Annotated in this window: 15 protein-coding genes; 7 read left to right on the forward strand and 8 right to left on the reverse strand. The window is 39.3% G+C overall.

Annotated elements, in window-relative coordinates; translation table 11 throughout:
- Positions 1-258: 258 nt before the first annotated feature.
- The 6 genes from mioC to rpmH all read right to left on the reverse strand — a co-directional run bounded on the left by mioC (position 259) and on the right by rpmH (position 5826).
- Positions 259-708: an FMN-binding protein MioC gene (gene mioC, locus R0J88_RS15540; RefSeq protein ID WP_006793961.1), complete on the reverse strand. Its 450-nt coding sequence runs from the start codon at positions 706-708 to the stop codon at positions 259-261.
- A gap of 964 nt (positions 709-1672) precedes the next feature.
- Positions 1673-3037, reverse strand: a complete 1365-nt coding sequence (gene mnmE / locus R0J88_RS15545) for a tRNA uridine-5-carboxymethylaminomethyl(34) synthesis GTPase MnmE (RefSeq protein WP_410900372.1) — start codon at positions 3035-3037, stop codon at positions 1673-1675.
- 134 nt (positions 3038-3171) lie between these two features.
- Positions 3172-4848, reverse strand: coding sequence for a membrane protein insertase YidC (gene yidC / locus R0J88_RS15550; protein ID WP_410900373.1), 1677 nt, complete (start codon positions 4846-4848; stop codon positions 3172-3174).
- A gap of 8 nt (positions 4849-4856) precedes the next feature.
- Positions 4857-5132 (reverse strand): membrane protein insertion efficiency factor YidD, encoded by a 276-nt coding sequence (gene yidD, locus R0J88_RS15555; RefSeq protein ID WP_006793977.1) that lies wholly within the window; start codon positions 5130-5132, stop codon positions 4857-4859.
- A 126-nt stretch (positions 5133-5258) separates the two neighbouring features.
- The gene (gene rnpA, locus R0J88_RS15560; RefSeq protein WP_006793978.1) at positions 5259-5684 is read right to left on the reverse strand and encodes a ribonuclease P protein component; all 426 of its coding nucleotides are present in this window, start codon (positions 5682-5684) and stop codon (positions 5259-5261) included.
- A gap of 7 nt (positions 5685-5691) precedes the next feature.
- The gene (gene rpmH / locus R0J88_RS15565) at positions 5692-5826 is read right to left on the reverse strand and encodes a 50S ribosomal protein L34 (RefSeq protein ID WP_004335215.1); all 135 of its coding nucleotides are present in this window, start codon (positions 5824-5826) and stop codon (positions 5692-5694) included.
- Between the two features lie 518 nt (positions 5827-6344).
- On the opposite strand from rpmH, the gene dnaA reads away from it, so the two are divergent.
- From dnaA to R0J88_RS15600, 7 genes are all read left to right on the forward strand, one after another.
- Positions 6345-7733, forward strand: a complete 1389-nt coding sequence (dnaA, locus tag R0J88_RS15570) for a chromosomal replication initiator protein DnaA (RefSeq protein WP_006793979.1) — start codon at positions 6345-6347, stop codon at positions 7731-7733.
- Positions 7734-7746: 13 nt separating this feature from the next.
- Entirely contained in the window at positions 7747-8850 is a 1104-nt protein-coding gene (gene dnaN, locus R0J88_RS15575) for a DNA polymerase III subunit beta (protein WP_006793980.1), read from the forward strand.
- Positions 8851-8865: 15 nt separating this feature from the next.
- Positions 8866-9960: a DNA replication/repair protein RecF gene (gene recF / locus R0J88_RS15580; RefSeq protein WP_008130777.1), complete on the forward strand. Its 1095-nt coding sequence runs from the start codon at positions 8866-8868 to the stop codon at positions 9958-9960.
- Between the two features lie 12 nt (positions 9961-9972).
- The gene (gyrB, locus tag R0J88_RS15585) at positions 9973-12399 is read left to right on the forward strand and encodes a DNA topoisomerase (ATP-hydrolyzing) subunit B (RefSeq protein ID WP_039038505.1); all 2427 of its coding nucleotides are present in this window, start codon (positions 9973-9975) and stop codon (positions 12397-12399) included.
- A 141-nt stretch (positions 12400-12540) separates the two neighbouring features.
- Positions 12541-13443: a glycine--tRNA ligase subunit alpha gene (gene glyQ / locus R0J88_RS15590; RefSeq protein WP_410900374.1), complete on the forward strand. Its 903-nt coding sequence runs from the start codon at positions 12541-12543 to the stop codon at positions 13441-13443.
- Between the two features lie 2 nt (positions 13444-13445).
- Positions 13446-15515 (forward strand): glycine--tRNA ligase subunit beta, encoded by a 2070-nt coding sequence (glyS, locus tag R0J88_RS15595; RefSeq protein ID WP_410900375.1) that lies wholly within the window; start codon positions 13446-13448, stop codon positions 15513-15515.
- Positions 15516-15618: 103 nt separating this feature from the next.
- Positions 15619-16068, forward strand: a complete 450-nt coding sequence (locus R0J88_RS15600; protein ID WP_410900376.1) for a hypothetical protein — start codon at positions 15619-15621, stop codon at positions 16066-16068.
- A gap of 116 nt (positions 16069-16184) precedes the next feature.
- Here R0J88_RS15600 and tusA read toward each other — a convergent pair whose 3' ends face one another.
- The gene (tusA, locus tag R0J88_RS15605; protein ID WP_006793987.1) at positions 16185-16424 is read right to left on the reverse strand and encodes a sulfurtransferase TusA; all 240 of its coding nucleotides are present in this window, start codon (positions 16422-16424) and stop codon (positions 16185-16187) included.
- Positions 16425-16714: 290 nt separating this feature from the next.
- Positions 16715-17884: an acetyl-CoA C-acyltransferase FadA gene (gene fadA / locus R0J88_RS15610; protein WP_410900377.1), complete on the reverse strand. Its 1170-nt coding sequence runs from the start codon at positions 17882-17884 to the stop codon at positions 16715-16717.
- Positions 17885-17886 lie beyond the last annotated feature (2 nt).

The following is a 17886-nucleotide window of genomic DNA, read 5'->3' on the forward strand; positions in this document are numbered from 1 at the left end:
CGGGTTTTCTGTTGATAAGCTTTAGATCTTGTTTAAAAACATTAAATTAGATCAGATCTAAAGGTGTTAATATGATCGGATCATCCCACAAATAAGCACTGATCAAAAAGCTACTTTATGCACAGGGGGCGATTAGTTAGATCTTATCCCATGGATAAGCATGCTTTAAAATGCAGTTTATTCAAACTTTATCCACATTATTAATTAAATTATTAGTAAATTGTGAGTAACTTTTATATGAGATTTTACTTGATCTCTTTATTTTAAACCTGTTTGGGTAACCCAAGTGTCTAACCAAGCGAGGGCTGTGTCTTCAGGGAGTGACTCGTCTAATATATTTAATTCTAAGCGTTCAGCCACTTTTATAGCGCCTTTTTTGCTTAGTAGTGCTTCTATATTGCGCCCTGCTAAGTTATATGTGTCGTAGCTGGTATCACCTAATGCAATAACCGAAAACTTTAAATGCTTTAAATCAGTTGATTGCGCTACTTGTTCTACAAAGCTTAAAAGATTATCGGGATAATCACCTGCGCCATAAGTAGATGTACATATTAACCAGAGCGTATTGTGTTGATCTATTTCATTAAATTTTGGCTGATCATGGAGTTGGGTTGTAATACCTTGGTTATTTAGCTCATCGCTTAATTGCTCCGCAACATACTCGGCCGATCCCATTTGGCTGCCCACAATAATATTTACTGAACTCATGATTAGTTATGATCGCATTAGTTTTAATTGCTGCCTATGATAGCCGAGTACAAACTGCAGTAAAGGGTAGAGTGTGGGTTTGGATAACTATTTTTAGGCTAATTTTTAGATCATTGTTTAAAGTTTTTTTAAGTTGTTGATTTATATAGATGTAAAATAATACCTTCAAATGCAACCTTCTGATCAAACTGTTAATAAGATTGGGGGAAGTTCTGTTTAACTTTATGTTCTATGTAACTAAAATTTTGTAAGTTATTGATTTTAAGCTTTTGTAAGTCCAATTATGATGAATGTTTAATATAGAAGTAATGTTGATCATTGTGTGGATATAAAGGGTGTTGATAACCGATTATTTAGATCGAAAATAATTTTAAATAACGATCAATTAAATATGATCTTATTAAATAAATATCAAAATAGTTTTTATAACGGCCGCTTTTTACTAAAAATAGAGCTAATAACGTGTATTTCAGCTAAAAAATTTTGGATTTTTGTCCAAAAAATGGAAATTGTGGATAACTGATCTGACTAAATTTAAAGTTTTTGTGATATTCGATCATGCATTTACATGTTTGAGCTGGTGGATAGCGCGATCAATACACACTTGTGATCGCCTTATTTTTTGATATATAGCCAATTAAGGCTGCAATTTTAGCTAATAAAATATTAAAAACAGTGATTTCAGCTTGTTTTAGGGTTAATTATAGTGGCTTAACTTATTCGTATGTGGGAGATATATCACCTTAAATAGGCGGTTATATCTTGTAAAGTAGGCCATTAATAAGCATTTAAAGATACTAATTTAGAGAAAATAAGAGCCTAAAATAGCACTCAGCTTATCTAAAAAATATCCATATGTTGATATAGAAAGGCTTAATTTAGGCAGTAAAAAAGGGCGTTTTTACGCCCTTAATTTTTAATTATTTAATTGTTTAATTGTTTAATTGTTTAATTGTTAGGTCTTTTATTTACCAATACAGAACGAGCTAAATATTTTTCCAAGTAGATCGTCTGAAGTAAACTCACCGGTTATTTCGTTTAAAAATTGCTGCGTTAGGCGCAGCTCTTCGGCCAAAATTTCACCTGCAACATGCATTTCAAGCTGCGTTTTACCCGTATCTAAATGATAAGCTGCGCTTTCTAAAGCGTCTAAATGACGGCGACGAGCCATAAAGCCACCTTCTGTTGCGCCGTCAAAACCTATACAGGCCTTTAAATGTTCACGAACGAGCTCTATACCTTCAGCGTTTTTAGCACTTAAACTTATGACCGGGTATTGTTGGTTTTCATCTAAACCTACAATATCACCCGACAAATCGGCTTTGTTTCTGATCACTGTAACCCCCATACCTTTTGGTAATTTTGCCATAAATTCTGGCCAAATTTTATGTGGGTCGGTGTCTACAGTATCGGTGCCATCAAGCATAAATAAAACGCGGTCGGCTTGGTTTATTTCATCCCATGCGCGCTCAATGCCTATTTGCTCTACGCGGTCAGGGCTTTCACGAAGACCTGCGGTATCGATAATATGCAGTGGCATGCCATCAATATGAATGTGTTCGCGCAGTACGTCGCGGGTGGTACCTGCTATTTCGGTTACGATTGCTGCCTCTCGGCCTGCTAGGGCATTTAGTAAGCTTGATTTACCCGCGTTAGGACGACCTGCAATCACAACACGCATACCTTCGCGCATTATACTTCCCTGTTTAGCTTGGTCAGTTACGGTGTTTAATTGGTTTATAATTGCGTTTAGATCGCCCGATACTTTGCCATCTGATAAAAAGTCTATTTCTTCATCTGGAAAGTCGATTGCTGCTTCTACGTACATACGAAGATGAATTACTTTTTCAACCAGTGTTTCAATGTGTTTAGAAAACTCACCTTGAAGTGATTGTAAGGCGCTTTTAGCTGCTTGTTCACTAGTGGCATTAATTAGGTCACTAATTGCTTCTGCTTGGGTTAAATCAAGCTTGTCGTTCATAAATGCACGCTCTGAAAACTCACCTGGTTTTGCTAAGCGTACACCTTCTATTTTACTAATTTCTTTAAGTAGCATATCAAGCACAACTGGGCCGCCATGGCCTTGTAACTCAAGTACATCTTCACCAGTAAATGAGTTAGGTCCGGCAAAATAAATGGCAATACCTTGGTCAAGCTGATCGCCATTTAAGTTTTTAAATGGTACATAATCGGCGTATCTCACTCTTGGTATTTTACCAATAACTTGTTCAGCAACGCTTTTGGCAAGGCTGCCAGAAACCCGAATAATACCAACACCACCACGCCCAGGTGCGGTAGCTTGTGCTGCAATTGTGTCTTGATTGATCATGCTATTTAATTTACCAACAATGTGTACGTTATGGCGCTATTGTAACCTATGAAATTACCACTCGCGAATGCTCTGATAAAAAATGGGCAATAAAAAAGGCGACCTAAGTCGCCTTTGTAATAAGTAGGGCTAAGTTAGCCTCTTACTTTTATTCCTTTCTTTTCCATACCGCGATAAATATAAAGCATTTGCGCGATTGAAATAAGGTTAGATACTAACCAATAAAGTACTAAGCCTGATGGGAACCATAAGAAGAATACAGAGAAGATAACCGGCATAAAGGTCATCATTTTTTGCTGCATTGGATCGGTAACCGTCATAGGTTGAAGCTTTTGAGTTATAAACATACTTGCACCAAATAAAATTGGTAATACGTAGTATGGGTCTTGTGCTGATAAATCAGTTAACCAAAGCATAAACTCAGCATGGCGAAGTTCTGTTGATTCTAAAAATACATAAAACAACGCTAAGAAAATAGGCATTTGTAGCAAAATAGGGAAACAACCACCCATTGGGTTTACTTTCTCTTTTTTGTACATTTCCATAGTAGCTTGACCGAATTTTTGACGGTCATCACCATATTTTTCTTTAAGAGCTGCCATTTTTGGTTGAAGGGCACGCATTTTAGCCATTGACGTGTATTGCGCTTTAGTTAGCGGGTACATCAATGATTTAACAATAATAGTGATAGCAATGATTGCTAAACCCCAGTTACCTAAACCGCCAACATTTATATCAAACAAGCCAAAGAATGAACCTTCGCCAGAGTATAAAAACTTCAGTAGTTCAAATAGTGGCTGTGAAATAAACCATAACCAGCCGTAGTCTACAGTTAGGTCTAAGTCAGGGTGAAGCGCTTCTAATACATCAGACTCTTTAGGGCCCATGTAGTAAATAGAAGTAATGGTTTGCTCTGAACCGGCTTGAACATTAACAGGTTCTGCTTTTGTACCAATGATAGCGGCGTTACTGCTTGTAATTAAGCTATAAAGGGTGTTGGTTTGGTCTTGCTTTGGTACCCACGCACTTACAAAGTAATGTTGAATAAATGCAATGTAACCACCTTGCGTGCTTTCATTTAGGTTTTTGTCGGCCATGTCAGAAAAGCTATACTTTTCGTATGGTTCTTCGTCTGTACCGTAAGCTGCACCTAAATAGTTTTGATCAACTAAGCTGCCTTTTTCTTGTACTGTGCGCTTAACTTGTGTGTAAAGCTGCACTTGAATAGGGGCACTGGTTGTATTGTTTACTGTGTATTCTAAGCCAACATCATACTGACCTTTTTTAAATACATACGTTTTAGTAAAGCTAACACCGTTGCTATCTGTAAACTGTAACGGTACGCGTAACTCATCACCTGTTAAGGTATAAGACGTTTGTTCGCTGTGGTAAGTAGGGCGACCGTTTGCAGATGCGTCTGGGCCATTTAAACCAATTAAACCACTTTGTGAAAAGTATTGATTACCCTCAAATTCACCCAGCAGCATGAAAGGTGTTTCTTCGCCTTTCACTTCTTCGTATTGAAGTAAGTCCGATTCAACAATATCACCACCTTTGGTGTCGATTTTAACTTTAAACACGTCTGTTGTTATTTCTATAACAGAACGTTTAGCTAATGTTGTTGAAGCCGGTAAGCCAGAGTCTGACGATGAAGGTATAAAATCATCCGATTCAGTTGAATTTGCTTGTTGCGTTTGTGTTGTGGCACTTGGATCGACTTTTGGCTGGTTATAATCATTATTCCATTCTTGGAATAATAAAAACGACACTAGCATTAGGCCAATGAATAAAAACGTGCGTTGCGATTCCATAACAGCTCTTATTTCTCGTGTTGGTGGTTAATATGGGTTATTTTTTCAGGTACTGGGTCATCACCACCTGAATGTAAAGGATGGCATTTTAATATGCGTTTTAATGCTAACCAACTTCCTTTTATCAATCCATGCAATTTTATTGCTTGAATTGCGTAATGTGAGCAGCTTGGATTAAAACGACAATGCGGACCTAATAGCGGGCTAATCCACTTTTGATAACCGCGGATCAATAACACTAAACATAATGTCGGTAAAGCAACAAGTGGTTTGAGTAACCTCATGATGTTTATGCCCCTAGTTAAATTTAGTGAGATAGATATCATGTATTTAAAGGCTCTATTGGAAATTTTAAATGCATGATTAAAAGGTGAGCTAAAGATACATTAATTAACCCTGTAATTCTATTGCTATTGGGTTTGTTTATTAGATTTAGCTGATTTGTTTGGGCGTTTCTTAAAGGGTGGAGGCTTAGGCGCACCTGGTTTACAGCGTTCGTTGATTTTCCGCCATAACTTGGTCAGTTGCTTGGTTAATTCTTCATTAGACTGCTCGTCAATGCCATTTTTAACCATAAGCACAATATCAATGTTATCGATGTTGTGTTGATTTAAACGAAAACTTTCGCGAGCAAGACGTTTAATACGGTTTCGTTGGCATGCCTTTTTTACACGTTTTTTAGCAACAGTAAGTCCTAACCTAGGTTTTTCTTGGTCATTGGGTTTAGCTAATAGAGTAAAGTAAGGAGTTGCAGCCCGAGCGGGTTCATTAAATATACGAGAGTAATGCGAGGGAGTTAACAGACGTAACTCCCTGCCAAAGCTAAAGTCTTCCACTTATAAATTAAGCAGAAAGAACTTTGCGGCCTTTAGCGCGGCGACGTGCTAATACTTTACGGCCATTTACAGTTGCCATGCGAGCACGGAAACCGTGTGCACGTTTGCGTTTTAAAACGCTAGGTTGAAAAGTTCTTTTCATAACAATCTCATCCGATCGGTTAAAGTTAAAACATCCTATGCAGGTCGCGATCCTGGCACAGGTGCCATTGCGAGCGCGAGATATTATAGATGAAACGACCTAAAGTCAATCATAATTACGCGTTAAGCACCGTGTTTATTAAGCAGGCAGTTAGTGATCGTAAAGCGCGATCTAGTAGGATCATCATAAATAAGAAGTTTTCCACAGCCCTTGTATAAAAAGTGAATAAAAGCGGGGGAAAAGTAAATTGGATCGTAAAATTGGTTCGCGATCTTGGTGTTATTTTGTTATGATCTGTTATCAGGCTAATAATTAAAAATTTAATTAAATCAGGTTGTTAGCTTTTTTTCATGTCGTTATACATAATTTTATAAAAATCAGCCTTTTACTTGTGGATAAAGTGCCTTCATAATACTTGGTCTTGGGCCGCTTATTTGGCTATTTAAACGCAATAAATGCATGGTTTTTAACCATTTTTGATGTGCGGGAATAAAAATTATATCTCTGGGAGTTTAACTGTGTATCTGTCGGTTTGGCAAAGTTGTTTATATGTATTGCAAGATGAATTGCCTTCGCAGCAGTTCAGTATGTGGGTAAGACCACTTCAAGCAGAAAGTACCGAAGATACTCTGACTATTTATGCACCTAATCGCTTTGTGCTTGATTGGGTGAGAGAAAAATACCTTAACCGCATTAACGAACTACTCGTGGAGATTTGTGGTGACGAAGCACCGGAACTTCGTTTTGATGTAGGTAGCAAACCACTTTTAAATACACAGGTTGCACCTGCTACAGAAGCACAGCCTGCACCTAGTATTCAAGCATCAGCAAAGCAACAGCCGCGTGAGCAAAAACCGGTTGTTGAACCCGCACCTAAATCGGGCTATAAATCAAACATTAAAGAAAACTACACCTTTGATAGTTTTGTTGAGGGTAAATCTAACCAATTAGCAAAAGCGGCTGCAACTCAAGTGGCCGATAACCCTGGCTCTGCATTTAACCCTGTATTTATATACGGTGGTACGGGCTTAGGTAAAACGCACTTACTCCATGCTGTAGGTAATGGCATTATGGCAAATAAGCCTGATGCTAAAATTGTGTATATGCATTCAGAGCGTTTTGTACAAGATATGGTTAAAGCACTACAAAATAATGCAATAGAAGAATTTAAACGTTATTACCGTAGTGTTGATGCATTAATGATTGATGACATTCAATTTTTTGCCAATAAAGAACGTTCTCAAGAAGAGTTTTTTCATACCTTTAATGCGTTGCTTGAAGGTAATCAGCAAATTATTTTAACTTCTGACCGTTACCCTAAAGAAATTGAAGGGGTAGAAGACAGGCTTAAGTCTCGTTTTGGTTGGGGATTAACAATTGCTATTGAGCCACCAGAGCTTGAAACACGTGTCGCTATTTTGATGAAAAAGGCGCAGCAGAGTAAAATAAATTTACCTCATGAAGTGGCTTTTTTCATTGCAAAAAAATTACGTTCAAATGTACGTGAACTTGAAGGCGCACTTAACCGTGTAATTGCAAATGCAAACTTCACTGGACGTCCTATTTCTATCGACTTTGTAAAAGAAGCATTGCGTGACTTATTGGCGCTGCAAGATAAGCTCGTCACAATTGATAATATACAGCGTACAGTGGCTGAATATTATCGAATTCGTGTCTCGGATTTACTTTCTAAACGCCGAAGCCGCTCAATAGCAAGGCCACGTCAGGTTGCTATGGCGCTGTCTAAAGAATTAACCAATCACAGTTTACCTGAGATTGGAGACGCGTTTGGTGGTCGTGACCATACAACGGTTTTACATGCGTGTCGTAAAATAAAATCGTTACGTGATGAAAGTCACGAAATTAAAGAAGATTATCAAAATTTAATAAGAACATTGTCATCTTAGGGCTGACTTTTTTATGCAAATAACAATATCAAGACAACAATTTTTAAAGCCATTGGTTCAAGTATCGGGTGCAATTGAGCGTAAGCATACGTTACCAATTTTATCTAACGTTTTGTTAGTAGTAGAAAACGGACAGCTTTCGATGACAGGGACCGACCTTGAAATTGAATTAGTGTCTGGTGTTTTTGTTGGTGATGATATTGCCGATACAAAATTAACTTTACCTGCTAAAAAGTTACTCGATATTTGTAAAAGTCTACCTGAAGGTTCAGACATTACGTTAAGCTTACAAGACCACCAGTTGTTATTAACGAGTGGTAAAAGTCGTTTTTCACTTACAACGTTATCAGCGGCTGACTTCCCCAATTTAGAAGAATGGGATGGTGAAGTTGAATTTCAACTAACGCGTTTAGAGCTTCGTAAATTACTTGAAAGCACGCACTTTTCAATGGCAAACCAAGATGTACGTTATTACTTAAACGGTATGTCGTTTGAAGTTGATAATAGCGATATTAAAACGGTGGCTACCGACGGACACCGCTTGGCGATTGCACAGAAAAAGCTTACTCAATCACTGAATACTCAACGCCAATTAATTATTCCACGTAAAGGTGTGCAAGAGATCATGCGCCTTATGGTTGCCGACGATGAGCTAGTCACTATTCAATTCGGTGCTAACCACATTCGCATTATTGACATTGAGTTTACGTTTACCAGTAAACTAGTTGATGGTCGTTTTCCTGATTACCGTCGTGTACTTCCACGAGGCGGTGATAAAACAATTATTGCTAACCGTGAATGGTTACGAAATGCTTTTCAGCGTGTATCTATTTTATCAAATGAGAAATTTCGTGGTGTACGCTTAAACTTATCAAATGGTTTATTAAAAATTACTGCCAATAACCCAGAGCAAGAACAAGCTGAAGAGGTTGTTGAAGTAAATTATCAAGGTGATGAGTTAGAGATTGGTTTTAATGTTTCATACGTTTTGGATGTATTAAACACATTAAAAACTGAAGATGTACAGTTTACGTTAGCAGACTCAAACAGCAGTGCACTAATAGAAGGTGCTGGTGATGATGAAGCAATGTATGTTGTTATGCCTATGCGTTTATAAGATCACAAACATATAATGAGCTTAAGTCATTTGAGCCTCAAATATTTTCGTAATATTGAGGCGCTGACGCTAGAACCTGTTAATGGCGTAAACATTATATATGGTGAAAATGGCAGCGGAAAAACCAGCCTTTTAGAAGCTATTTATTACCTTTCTCACGGCAAGTCTTTTAGAACACCAAAGCACAAAAGCATTATTGCACACCAGCAAGAGCAATTTGTAATTCATGGCCGAAAGACGGTGCATGATTTATCAATTCCTATTGGTATTAGCAAAACGCGTTTAGGTGAAACAAATTTAAAGATTCAGGGTAAAGCGAGCCGTAAAATATCTGAGCTTGCACAGCTTATGCCTGTTCAAATTATTACGCCTGAAAGTTATTCCTTATTTTTTGGTGGGCCAAAAGAGCGTAGAAAGTTTTTAGACTTAGGTTTGTTCCACGTGGAACATGAGTTTTTTTACTTGTGGCAATCGTTTAATAAAGTATTAAAACAGCGTAATGCTTTACTAAAATCTAAGCCTAAGAATTATTTTGACCAAATTAAGTTTTGGGACAAAGAATTTGTTAGACTGGCTGAAGAAATAAATAAATTAAGATTGGCGTATATAAGTAGGTTTAAACAGCAATTTTTTGATAAAATGTGTTCAGAATTAACGCTTATACGCGATTTAGAAATGACGTTTAATGCAGGCTGGAAAGAGAATGAATCTCTTGCAGATGCGTTAGAGCAAAACTTTGAGCGAGATGCTCGCCAAGGATTTACAAGTAAAGGCCCACATAAGGCCGACTTTAGTTTCAGTGTCGCTGGCAACAGTGTAGAGAATACGTTCTCACGCGGGCAGTTAAAGTTATTATTGTATGCGTTAAAAGTAACGCAAAATAGCTTAATTGAGTCAGAGACCGATAAGCAATCTATATTGCTAATAGATGATTTACCCTCAGAGTTAGGCGAAGATACAAAAGAGAAAGTTGGACAACTATTGTCTCACTGCAGTTCTCAAATATTTATCTCTTCAATTTTATCTGAGAGTATTTCTGCTGTGGTGGAACCCATGCAACGAGAACTAAAAATGTTCCACGTGAAACATGGCAACCTAATAACAAGATAAGTGGGATTAACCATGTCTGAGAATTATGACTCGTCGAGTATTAAAGTACTTAAAGGATTAGACGCAGTAAGAAAGCGTCCTGGGATGTATATAGGGGACACCGATGATGGCACAGGCTTACACCACATGGTGTTTGAGGTCGTTGATAACTCAATAGACGAAGCCCTTGCTGGTCATTGTGATGATATTTTTGTAACGATTCACTTAGATGGCTCTGTATCGGTTAGAGATAATGGCCGTGGTATCCCAGTGTCTATCCATGAAGAAGAAGGCGTTTCTGCTGCCGAAGTAATCATGACGGTACTTCATGCTGGTGGTAAGTTTGATGATAACTCTTATAAAGTATCAGGCGGCTTGCATGGTGTGGGTGTTTCGGTTGTAAACGCACTTTCAGAAAAATTAAAACTAACCGTGCGTCGAGAAGGTAAACTTCATGAGCAGTTTTACACTATGGGTGTGCCAGATGCGCCACTTGCTGTTATTGGAGATTCTGAAACAACGGGTACGGAACTACGTTTTTGGCCAAGTGCAGAAACATTCACTAATTTAGATTTTCATTACGATATTTTAGCAAAACGCCTACGTGAACTGTCGTTCCTTAACTCGGGCGTTAGTATCATTTTAAATGATGAGCGTGAAGAAAATAAAAGCGACCACTTTAAATACGAAGGTGGTATTCAGGCATTTGTTGAATACATTAACCGTAACAAAACACCTATTCATAAAGGCGTTTTCCACTTTACACATGAGCGTGTAGAAGACGGAATTAGCGTTGAAGTATCAATGCAATGGAATGACGCATACCAAGAAAACATTTACTGTTTTACAAATAACATTCCACAACGTGATGGTGGTACTCACTTAGCCGGTTTTAGATCTGCGTTAACACGTACACTTAATAACTTTATGGAAAAAGAAGGCTTTAACAAGAAAGCAAAAACAACCAGTAACGCAACCGGTGACGATGCGCGTGAAGGTTTGACTGCTGTAATTAGTGTTAAAGTTCCTGATCCTAAGTTCTCTTCGCAAACAAAAGATAAGCTAGTATCTAGCGAAGTAAAGTCTGCCGTAGAACAAGCAATGGCTGAGAAGTTCACTGAGTTTTTATTAGAAAACCCAGTAGATGCAAAAATTGTTGTTGGGAAAATTATAGATGCATCACGTGCGCGTGAAGCGGCACGTAAAGCGCGTGAAATGACACGTCGTAAAGGCGCAATGGATCTTGCCGGTTTACCGGGTAAATTAGCCGATTGTCAGGAAAAAGATCCTGCACAATCAGAACTTTACATAGTGGAAGGGGACTCTGCTGGCGGTTCAGCCAAGCAGGGTCGTAACCGTAAGAATCAGGCGATTCTTCCGCTTAAAGGTAAAATTCTAAACGTAGAAAAAGCACGTTTTGATAAAATGCTGTCTTCACAAGAAGTTGCAACACTAATTACTGCATTAGGTTGTGGTATTGGCCGTGACGAATATAACCCTGAAAAACTACGTTATCACCGTATTATCATCATGACCGATGCGGACGTAGATGGTTCTCATATTCGTACTTTATTGCTTACATTCTTCTATCGTCAAATGCCGGAAATTGTAGAGCGCGGATATATATATATTGCTCAACCACCACTTTATAAAGTGAAAAAAGGTAAGCAAGAGCGCTATATTAAAGATGACCCAGCACTTGTTGAGTACTTAACATCGCTTGCACTTAATAATGCAGCTTTATACACAAGTGCCGATGCATCTGCGCTTGAAGGTGAAGCATTAGAGAAAATAGTTCACGATTACCAAAATACAGTTAAAGTAATCGAGCGCTTAAAACGTAAATACCCTAACACGGTAATGGAACGTTTAATCTACCAAAGCGAATTAACAAAAGAAGACCTTGCAGACGAAGCTAAAGTAATTGCGTGGACAAAAGAGCTTGTTGACGATTTAGTTGACCGTGACGAAGATGCAACTATTTTCAACGCTGCAACTCAGTATGATGCAGAGCGTAACTTGTATTATCCTGTTGTGAATATTCGTCAACACGGTGTAGATAAGTCTCACGTACTAAGCTACGACTTCATCACATCGCGTGACTACCAACGTATTGCTGTGACTGGTGTTAACATTGCAAACATCATTACAGAAGGTGCTTATATTCAACGCGGTGAGAAAACAAAACCTGTTGATAACTTTGTGGATGCTTTGGAGTGGTTGATCACTGAATCTAAGCGCGGGATCTATATCCAACGCTACAAAGGGTTGGGTGAGATGAACCCAGATCAACTTTGGGAAACTACCATGGATCCAGGCGCACGCCGTATGTTACAAGTAACCATTGAAGATGCTGTAGGCGCGGATCAGTTATTTGCTACGCTTATGGGCGATCAGGTAGAGCCACGTCGTGACTTTATTGAAACTAACGCACTACGCGTAGTTAACTTAGACGTGTAAAAACATATTTAGATAATAAAAAGGAGCCTAAGGGCTCCTTTTTTATTTTCTACAAATACACAAACTGCTTAAAACCTGAGTGTACACACGGTATACTAAGGATAATTTTCACGCTACTTCTTAGATAGTAAAAAGCCAAATATGCAAAAATACGACGTAAAAACCTTCCAAGGTTTGATCCTGGCTTTACAGGATTATTGGGCACAGCAAGGCTGTGTCATTATTCAACCACTTGATATGGAAGTGGGCGCTGGGACATTTCACCCGCAAACATTTTTGAAATCAATTGGCCCTGAGCCAATGTCTAGCGCATACGTACAACCGTGTCGCCGTCCTACGGATGGCCGCTATGGTGAAAACCCAAACCGCTTACAACATTACTACCAATTTCAGGTAGTCTTAAAGCCATCACCAGATAACATTCAAGAGCTTTACTTAGGCTCACTAGAAGCAATGGGTATTGATACCCTAACTCACGAAGTACGCTTTGTAGAAGATAACTGGGAATCACCAACGCTTGGCGCATGGGGCTTAGGGTGGGAAATTTGGTTAAACGGTATGGAGGTAACGCAATTTACCTACTTCCAACAAGTAGGCGGATTAGAGTGCTCACCAGTAACAGGTGAAATTACTTACGGCCTAGAGCGTTTAGCGATGTATATTCAAGGCGTAGATAGCATTTACGACCTAGTATGGGCAGACGGTCCACTAGGGCGTGTAACTTACGGCGATGTATTTCATCAAAATGAAGTAGAGCAATCTACTTACAACTTTGAACATGCAAACGTAGAAGACTTGTTTGCGCAGTTTGATAAGTGTGAAGCTGAGAGCCAAAAGTTAATAGAAGCAAATTTACCACTTCCTGCCTACGAGCAAGTGATGAAAGCATCGCATGCATTTAACCTATTAGACGCGCGCCATGCTATATCGGTTACAGAACGTCAGCGTTATATTTTACGTGTTCGTGCGTTATCAAAAGCGTGTGCACAAAGTTATTACGATGCACGCGAAGCGCTTGATTTCCCGCTGTGTAAGGATAAGTAAGCATGACAGCACAAAATTTATTAGTAGAAATTGGCACTGAAGAGTTACCACCAAAGTCGTTGCGTAAACTTGCCGAGGCATTTGCTGCAAATTTAACTCAAGAGTTAGAATCGCTAGAATTAGCACATCAAGGCGTAAGCTGGTATGCATCGCCTCGTCGTTTAGGTTTACAAGTTAAAGCACTTGAAGCTAAACAACAGGACAAAGAAGTTGAAAAGCGCGGCCCAGCAACTAAAGCAGCATTTGATAGTGAAGGTAACCCTACAAAAGCAGCAATGGGTTGGGCACGCGGTTGTGGTATTGAGGTAAGTGAAGCACAAACACTTGAAACGGATAAAGGCGCATGGTTATTGCACATTGCTAAAGTAGCAGGGCAAGAAACTAAAACGCTAATGGCAGATGCTATCGCAAAAGCGTTAAGTAAATTACCAATACCAAAGCCAATGCGCTGGGGTGCGAATAAAACACAATTTATTCGCCCAGTTCATACCGTCACTATTTTATTTGGTAGCGAATTGCTAGAAGGTGAGATTCTTGGTAAGCAAGTAAGTAACCAACTTCAAGGTCACCGTTTTCATCACCCAGAAAAAATTAGCATTAACCATGCTGATGAGGTTTTTGATGTACTTAAATCGGCTTACGTTATTGCTGATTACGAACAACGTAAAGCGCAAATACGTGCACAAATAGAAGAAGCTGCAAGCGCAGTTAACGCTGTTGTTGCAATGGATGAAGATTTACTAGAAGAAGTAACATCACTGGTAGAGTGGCCAGTTACTTTAACGGCAACATTTGAAGAAGCATTTTTAGATGTACCAGCCGAAGCGCTAATTTACACTATGAAGGACGATCAAAAATACTTCCCGTTATTAGATCAAAACGGCAAGCTTTTAAATAAGTTTTTGTTTGTATCTAACATCGAGAGTAAAGATCCAAGCGTAGTAATTTCTGGTAACGAAAAAGTTGTACGCCCACGTTTGGCTGATGCACAGTTCTTCTTTGAGACCGACAAAAAGAAAACATTAGAAAGCCGTTTAGAATCGCTTGATACCGTTTTATTCCAAAAGCAGTTAGGTACGCTTAAAGATAAGTCTGAGCGTATTAGCGAAATTGCAGGGTATATTGCTGAGCAATTAGGCGCAGATAAAGACTTAGCGAAACGTGCAGGCCTATTAAGTAAAACAGACTTAATGACCGAAATGGTAATGGAATTTACCGATGTACAAGGTGTAATGGGAATGCATTACGCTCGCTTTGACGGTGAAGCAGAAGATGTAGCGCTTGCACAAAACGAGCAATACATGCCACGCTTTGCAGGCGACAACTTACCTACAAACCTAATTAGTTGTGCAGTAGCCATTGCAGATAAGTTTGATACGCTGGTGGGTATTTTTGGTATAGGCCAAGCACCAAAAGGCGATAAAGACCCATTTGCACTTCGTCGTGCTGCTATTGGTGCACTGCGTATTATGGTAGAAAAAGAGTTACCTCTTGATATTTTAGACCTAGTAGCAAAAGCACAAACATTGTTTGGCGATAAGCTAACTAATCTAAATGTATCAACCGACGTATTTGAATTTATGCTAGGGCGTTTCCGTGCATGGTATCAAGACGAAGGTATTGAAGTAGATGTTATTCAAGCTGTGTTAGCACGTCGTCCAACTAAACCAGTTGATTTTGACCGTCGTGTTAAAGCAGTGAGCCACTTCCGTACTTTAGACGCAGCAGAAGCCCTTGCAGCCGCAAATAAACGCGTAAGTAACATTCTTGCTAAAAACGATATCACAAGCCAAGGCAATGTTGATGAGAGCTTATTAAGCGACGACGCTGAAAAAGTATTAGCATCACAAGTGGCAAAATTTGCAACTGAGCTTGCACCACTTTATGCCGATGGAAACTACCAAGAAGCGCTTAGCCAATTGGCAGGCATTCGTGAAAGTGTTGATAACTTTTTTGACAACGTAATGGTTATGGCCGACGATGAAGCTGTTAAGCAAAATCGCCTTGCGCTATTAAGTCAGTTAAGTAGTTTATTTTTGGATATTGCAGATATTTCTGTTTTACAAAAATAACAACCATTAGCAATTTAAAAAGCCAGCATAACGCTGGCTTTTTAGTTTTAATACCTACCTAACTTAATTAAGCTAATAGGTATAATGAATAGGATAAAAATTGATGATTTTAATAAAAAAAATAATACCACTCGCTATTGCTGGGTTACTCAGTGCATGTTCAAGCCAAATATCAATTAACGATGTATTGCCACAAAAAGAACTCGACCGCACCATGTACCTGCGAGGCGATTTTACTTTATGGGACGCAGAGCCACAGTATCAATTTAACTTAGTGGGCCCAGCACTGTATCAAGCACAGGTAAAATTTAGCACACCAGGTAAAGTGTACGAATTCAAAATTGCCGATGCCGATTTTAGTGAAGGCTTTAACTGTGGTTACAGCGACTCATACCCACAAGGTCAAAGTTTAACACTTGGGCAAGCTGCAACGGCAGACTGTAATACTATTTATAATTACTTTAGTTACACACCTGCGATAAAAGGCACATACATAGTAAGCATTGATTTTAGTGACTATGAAGAGCCAAAAGTGACTATTACTAAGAAATAGCAGAATGTTTATAGTTGTCAGTTTTTAGCGTAAAGAGAAGTAAAAAAACCGTACTTGATTTAACGAGCACGGTTTCTATTTTAAAACTGAGAACTGAGAACTGAGAACTGAGAACTTTACAACCCTTTCTTCACCACATATCTATACGGTGCTTCATCGGCATCTTTAGCCACCAGCGTGTGATCCATAAATACACAAAAGCTTGGAATATCACGGGTGGTTGATGGGTCATCAGCGGTTATTAACAGTGTTTCACCGTCGTTCATTTTACGAATAGCAGCACGTACCATCATTACAGGCTCGGGGCAGCGAAGGCCAATGGCATCTAATTGGTGATCGGGGTTATCAAAATTCATAGTACGTATGCCTGTAAATAGTTTTCAAATCTGTGACTTTACAAGTAGTCAGATTTTTTGTTGCGCCAAAGTTTAGCGTAATTTTAAGTATAAATTAACTAATTTACTTAGATCTGGATCAGTTTTAATTTAAGTGTATTTATATCAACGCCAAATTATAAACCCGATCACAACAACACAAAACTAAATTGCGTTAGTATAGCGCCTTAAAATTTGGCAAATAAAAAAGGCGAACTAACTTTCGTCAGTGCGCCTTTTTACTCACCAAGATGGTTTACGTGTTAAGAGTATTAGTCTTGAACACGCTCAAATACAGTTGCGATACCTTGGCCTAAACCAATACACATTGTCGCTAAACCGTACTTAGCATTTTTGTCTTCCATTAAGTGAATTAGCGAGGTGCTAATACGCGAACCAGAACAACCCAGAGGGTGACCCAGTGCAATAGCGCCGCCATTCAAGTTAACTTTTTCGTCAACCACATCAGCTAAACCTAAGTCTTTAAGTACTGGTAGTGATTGCGCAGCAAAGGCTTCATTAAGCTCAGCTACGTCGATGTCATCAATAGTGATACCAGCTTGGGCAAGTGCTTTTTTACTTGCTGGTACTGGGCCGTAACCCATGATTGATGGATCGCAACCGGCAACCGCCATTGCTTTAATGCGCGCACGAATTGGTAAACCTAGCTCTTTTGCTTTTTCTTCGCTCATTACTAACATGGCTGATGCGCCGTCAGAAAGTGCTGAAGACGTACCCGCTGTAACAGAACCCGAAGCTGGGTTAAATACTGGGCGAAGCTGAGATAAACCTTCAACTGTTGTTTCAGGACGAATTACTTCATCATCTTCAACTAAAATTAAAGAACCATCTGCTGCATGACCTTCCATTGCTAAAATTTCGCGGCGGAAACGGCCTTCAACTGTTGCAGCATGTGCACGTTGGTGCGAACGGTATGCAAATTCATCTTGCTGCTGACGGCTAATACCGTGAATAGTAGCAAGGTATTCTGCTGTTAAACCCATAGAGCCAGACGCTTGTGCAATTGAAGTTGCTAAGCCTGGGTGAAAGTCGTTACCGTGAGTCATAGGAACGTGGCCCATGTGCTCAACACCACCAATTAGGTAAGTGTCGCCTGCGCCCGTCATAATGGCGCGTGCTGCGTCGTGCAATGCTTGCATTGACGAACCACATAAGCGGTTAACTGTGGTTGCTGGTACTGAGTGTGGAATACCCGCAAGTAGTGATGCGTTACGTGCAACGTTAAAGCCTTGCTCTAATGTTTGCTGTACACAACCCCAATAAATGTCGTCGATTGATGCTGGATCAACCGCTGGGTTGCGTTTTAGTAAGCCCTTCATTAAATGAGCGCTTAAGTCTTCCGCACGCTTGTTTTTAAATACGCCGCCTTTTGAGCGACCCATTGGTGTGCGGATACAATCTACAATTACTGGATTATTCATGA

The organism is Pseudoalteromonas sp. SIMBA_162, assembly GCF_046535955.1.
Classification (GTDB): domain Bacteria; phylum Pseudomonadota; class Gammaproteobacteria; order Enterobacterales; family Alteromonadaceae; genus Pseudoalteromonas; species Pseudoalteromonas marina.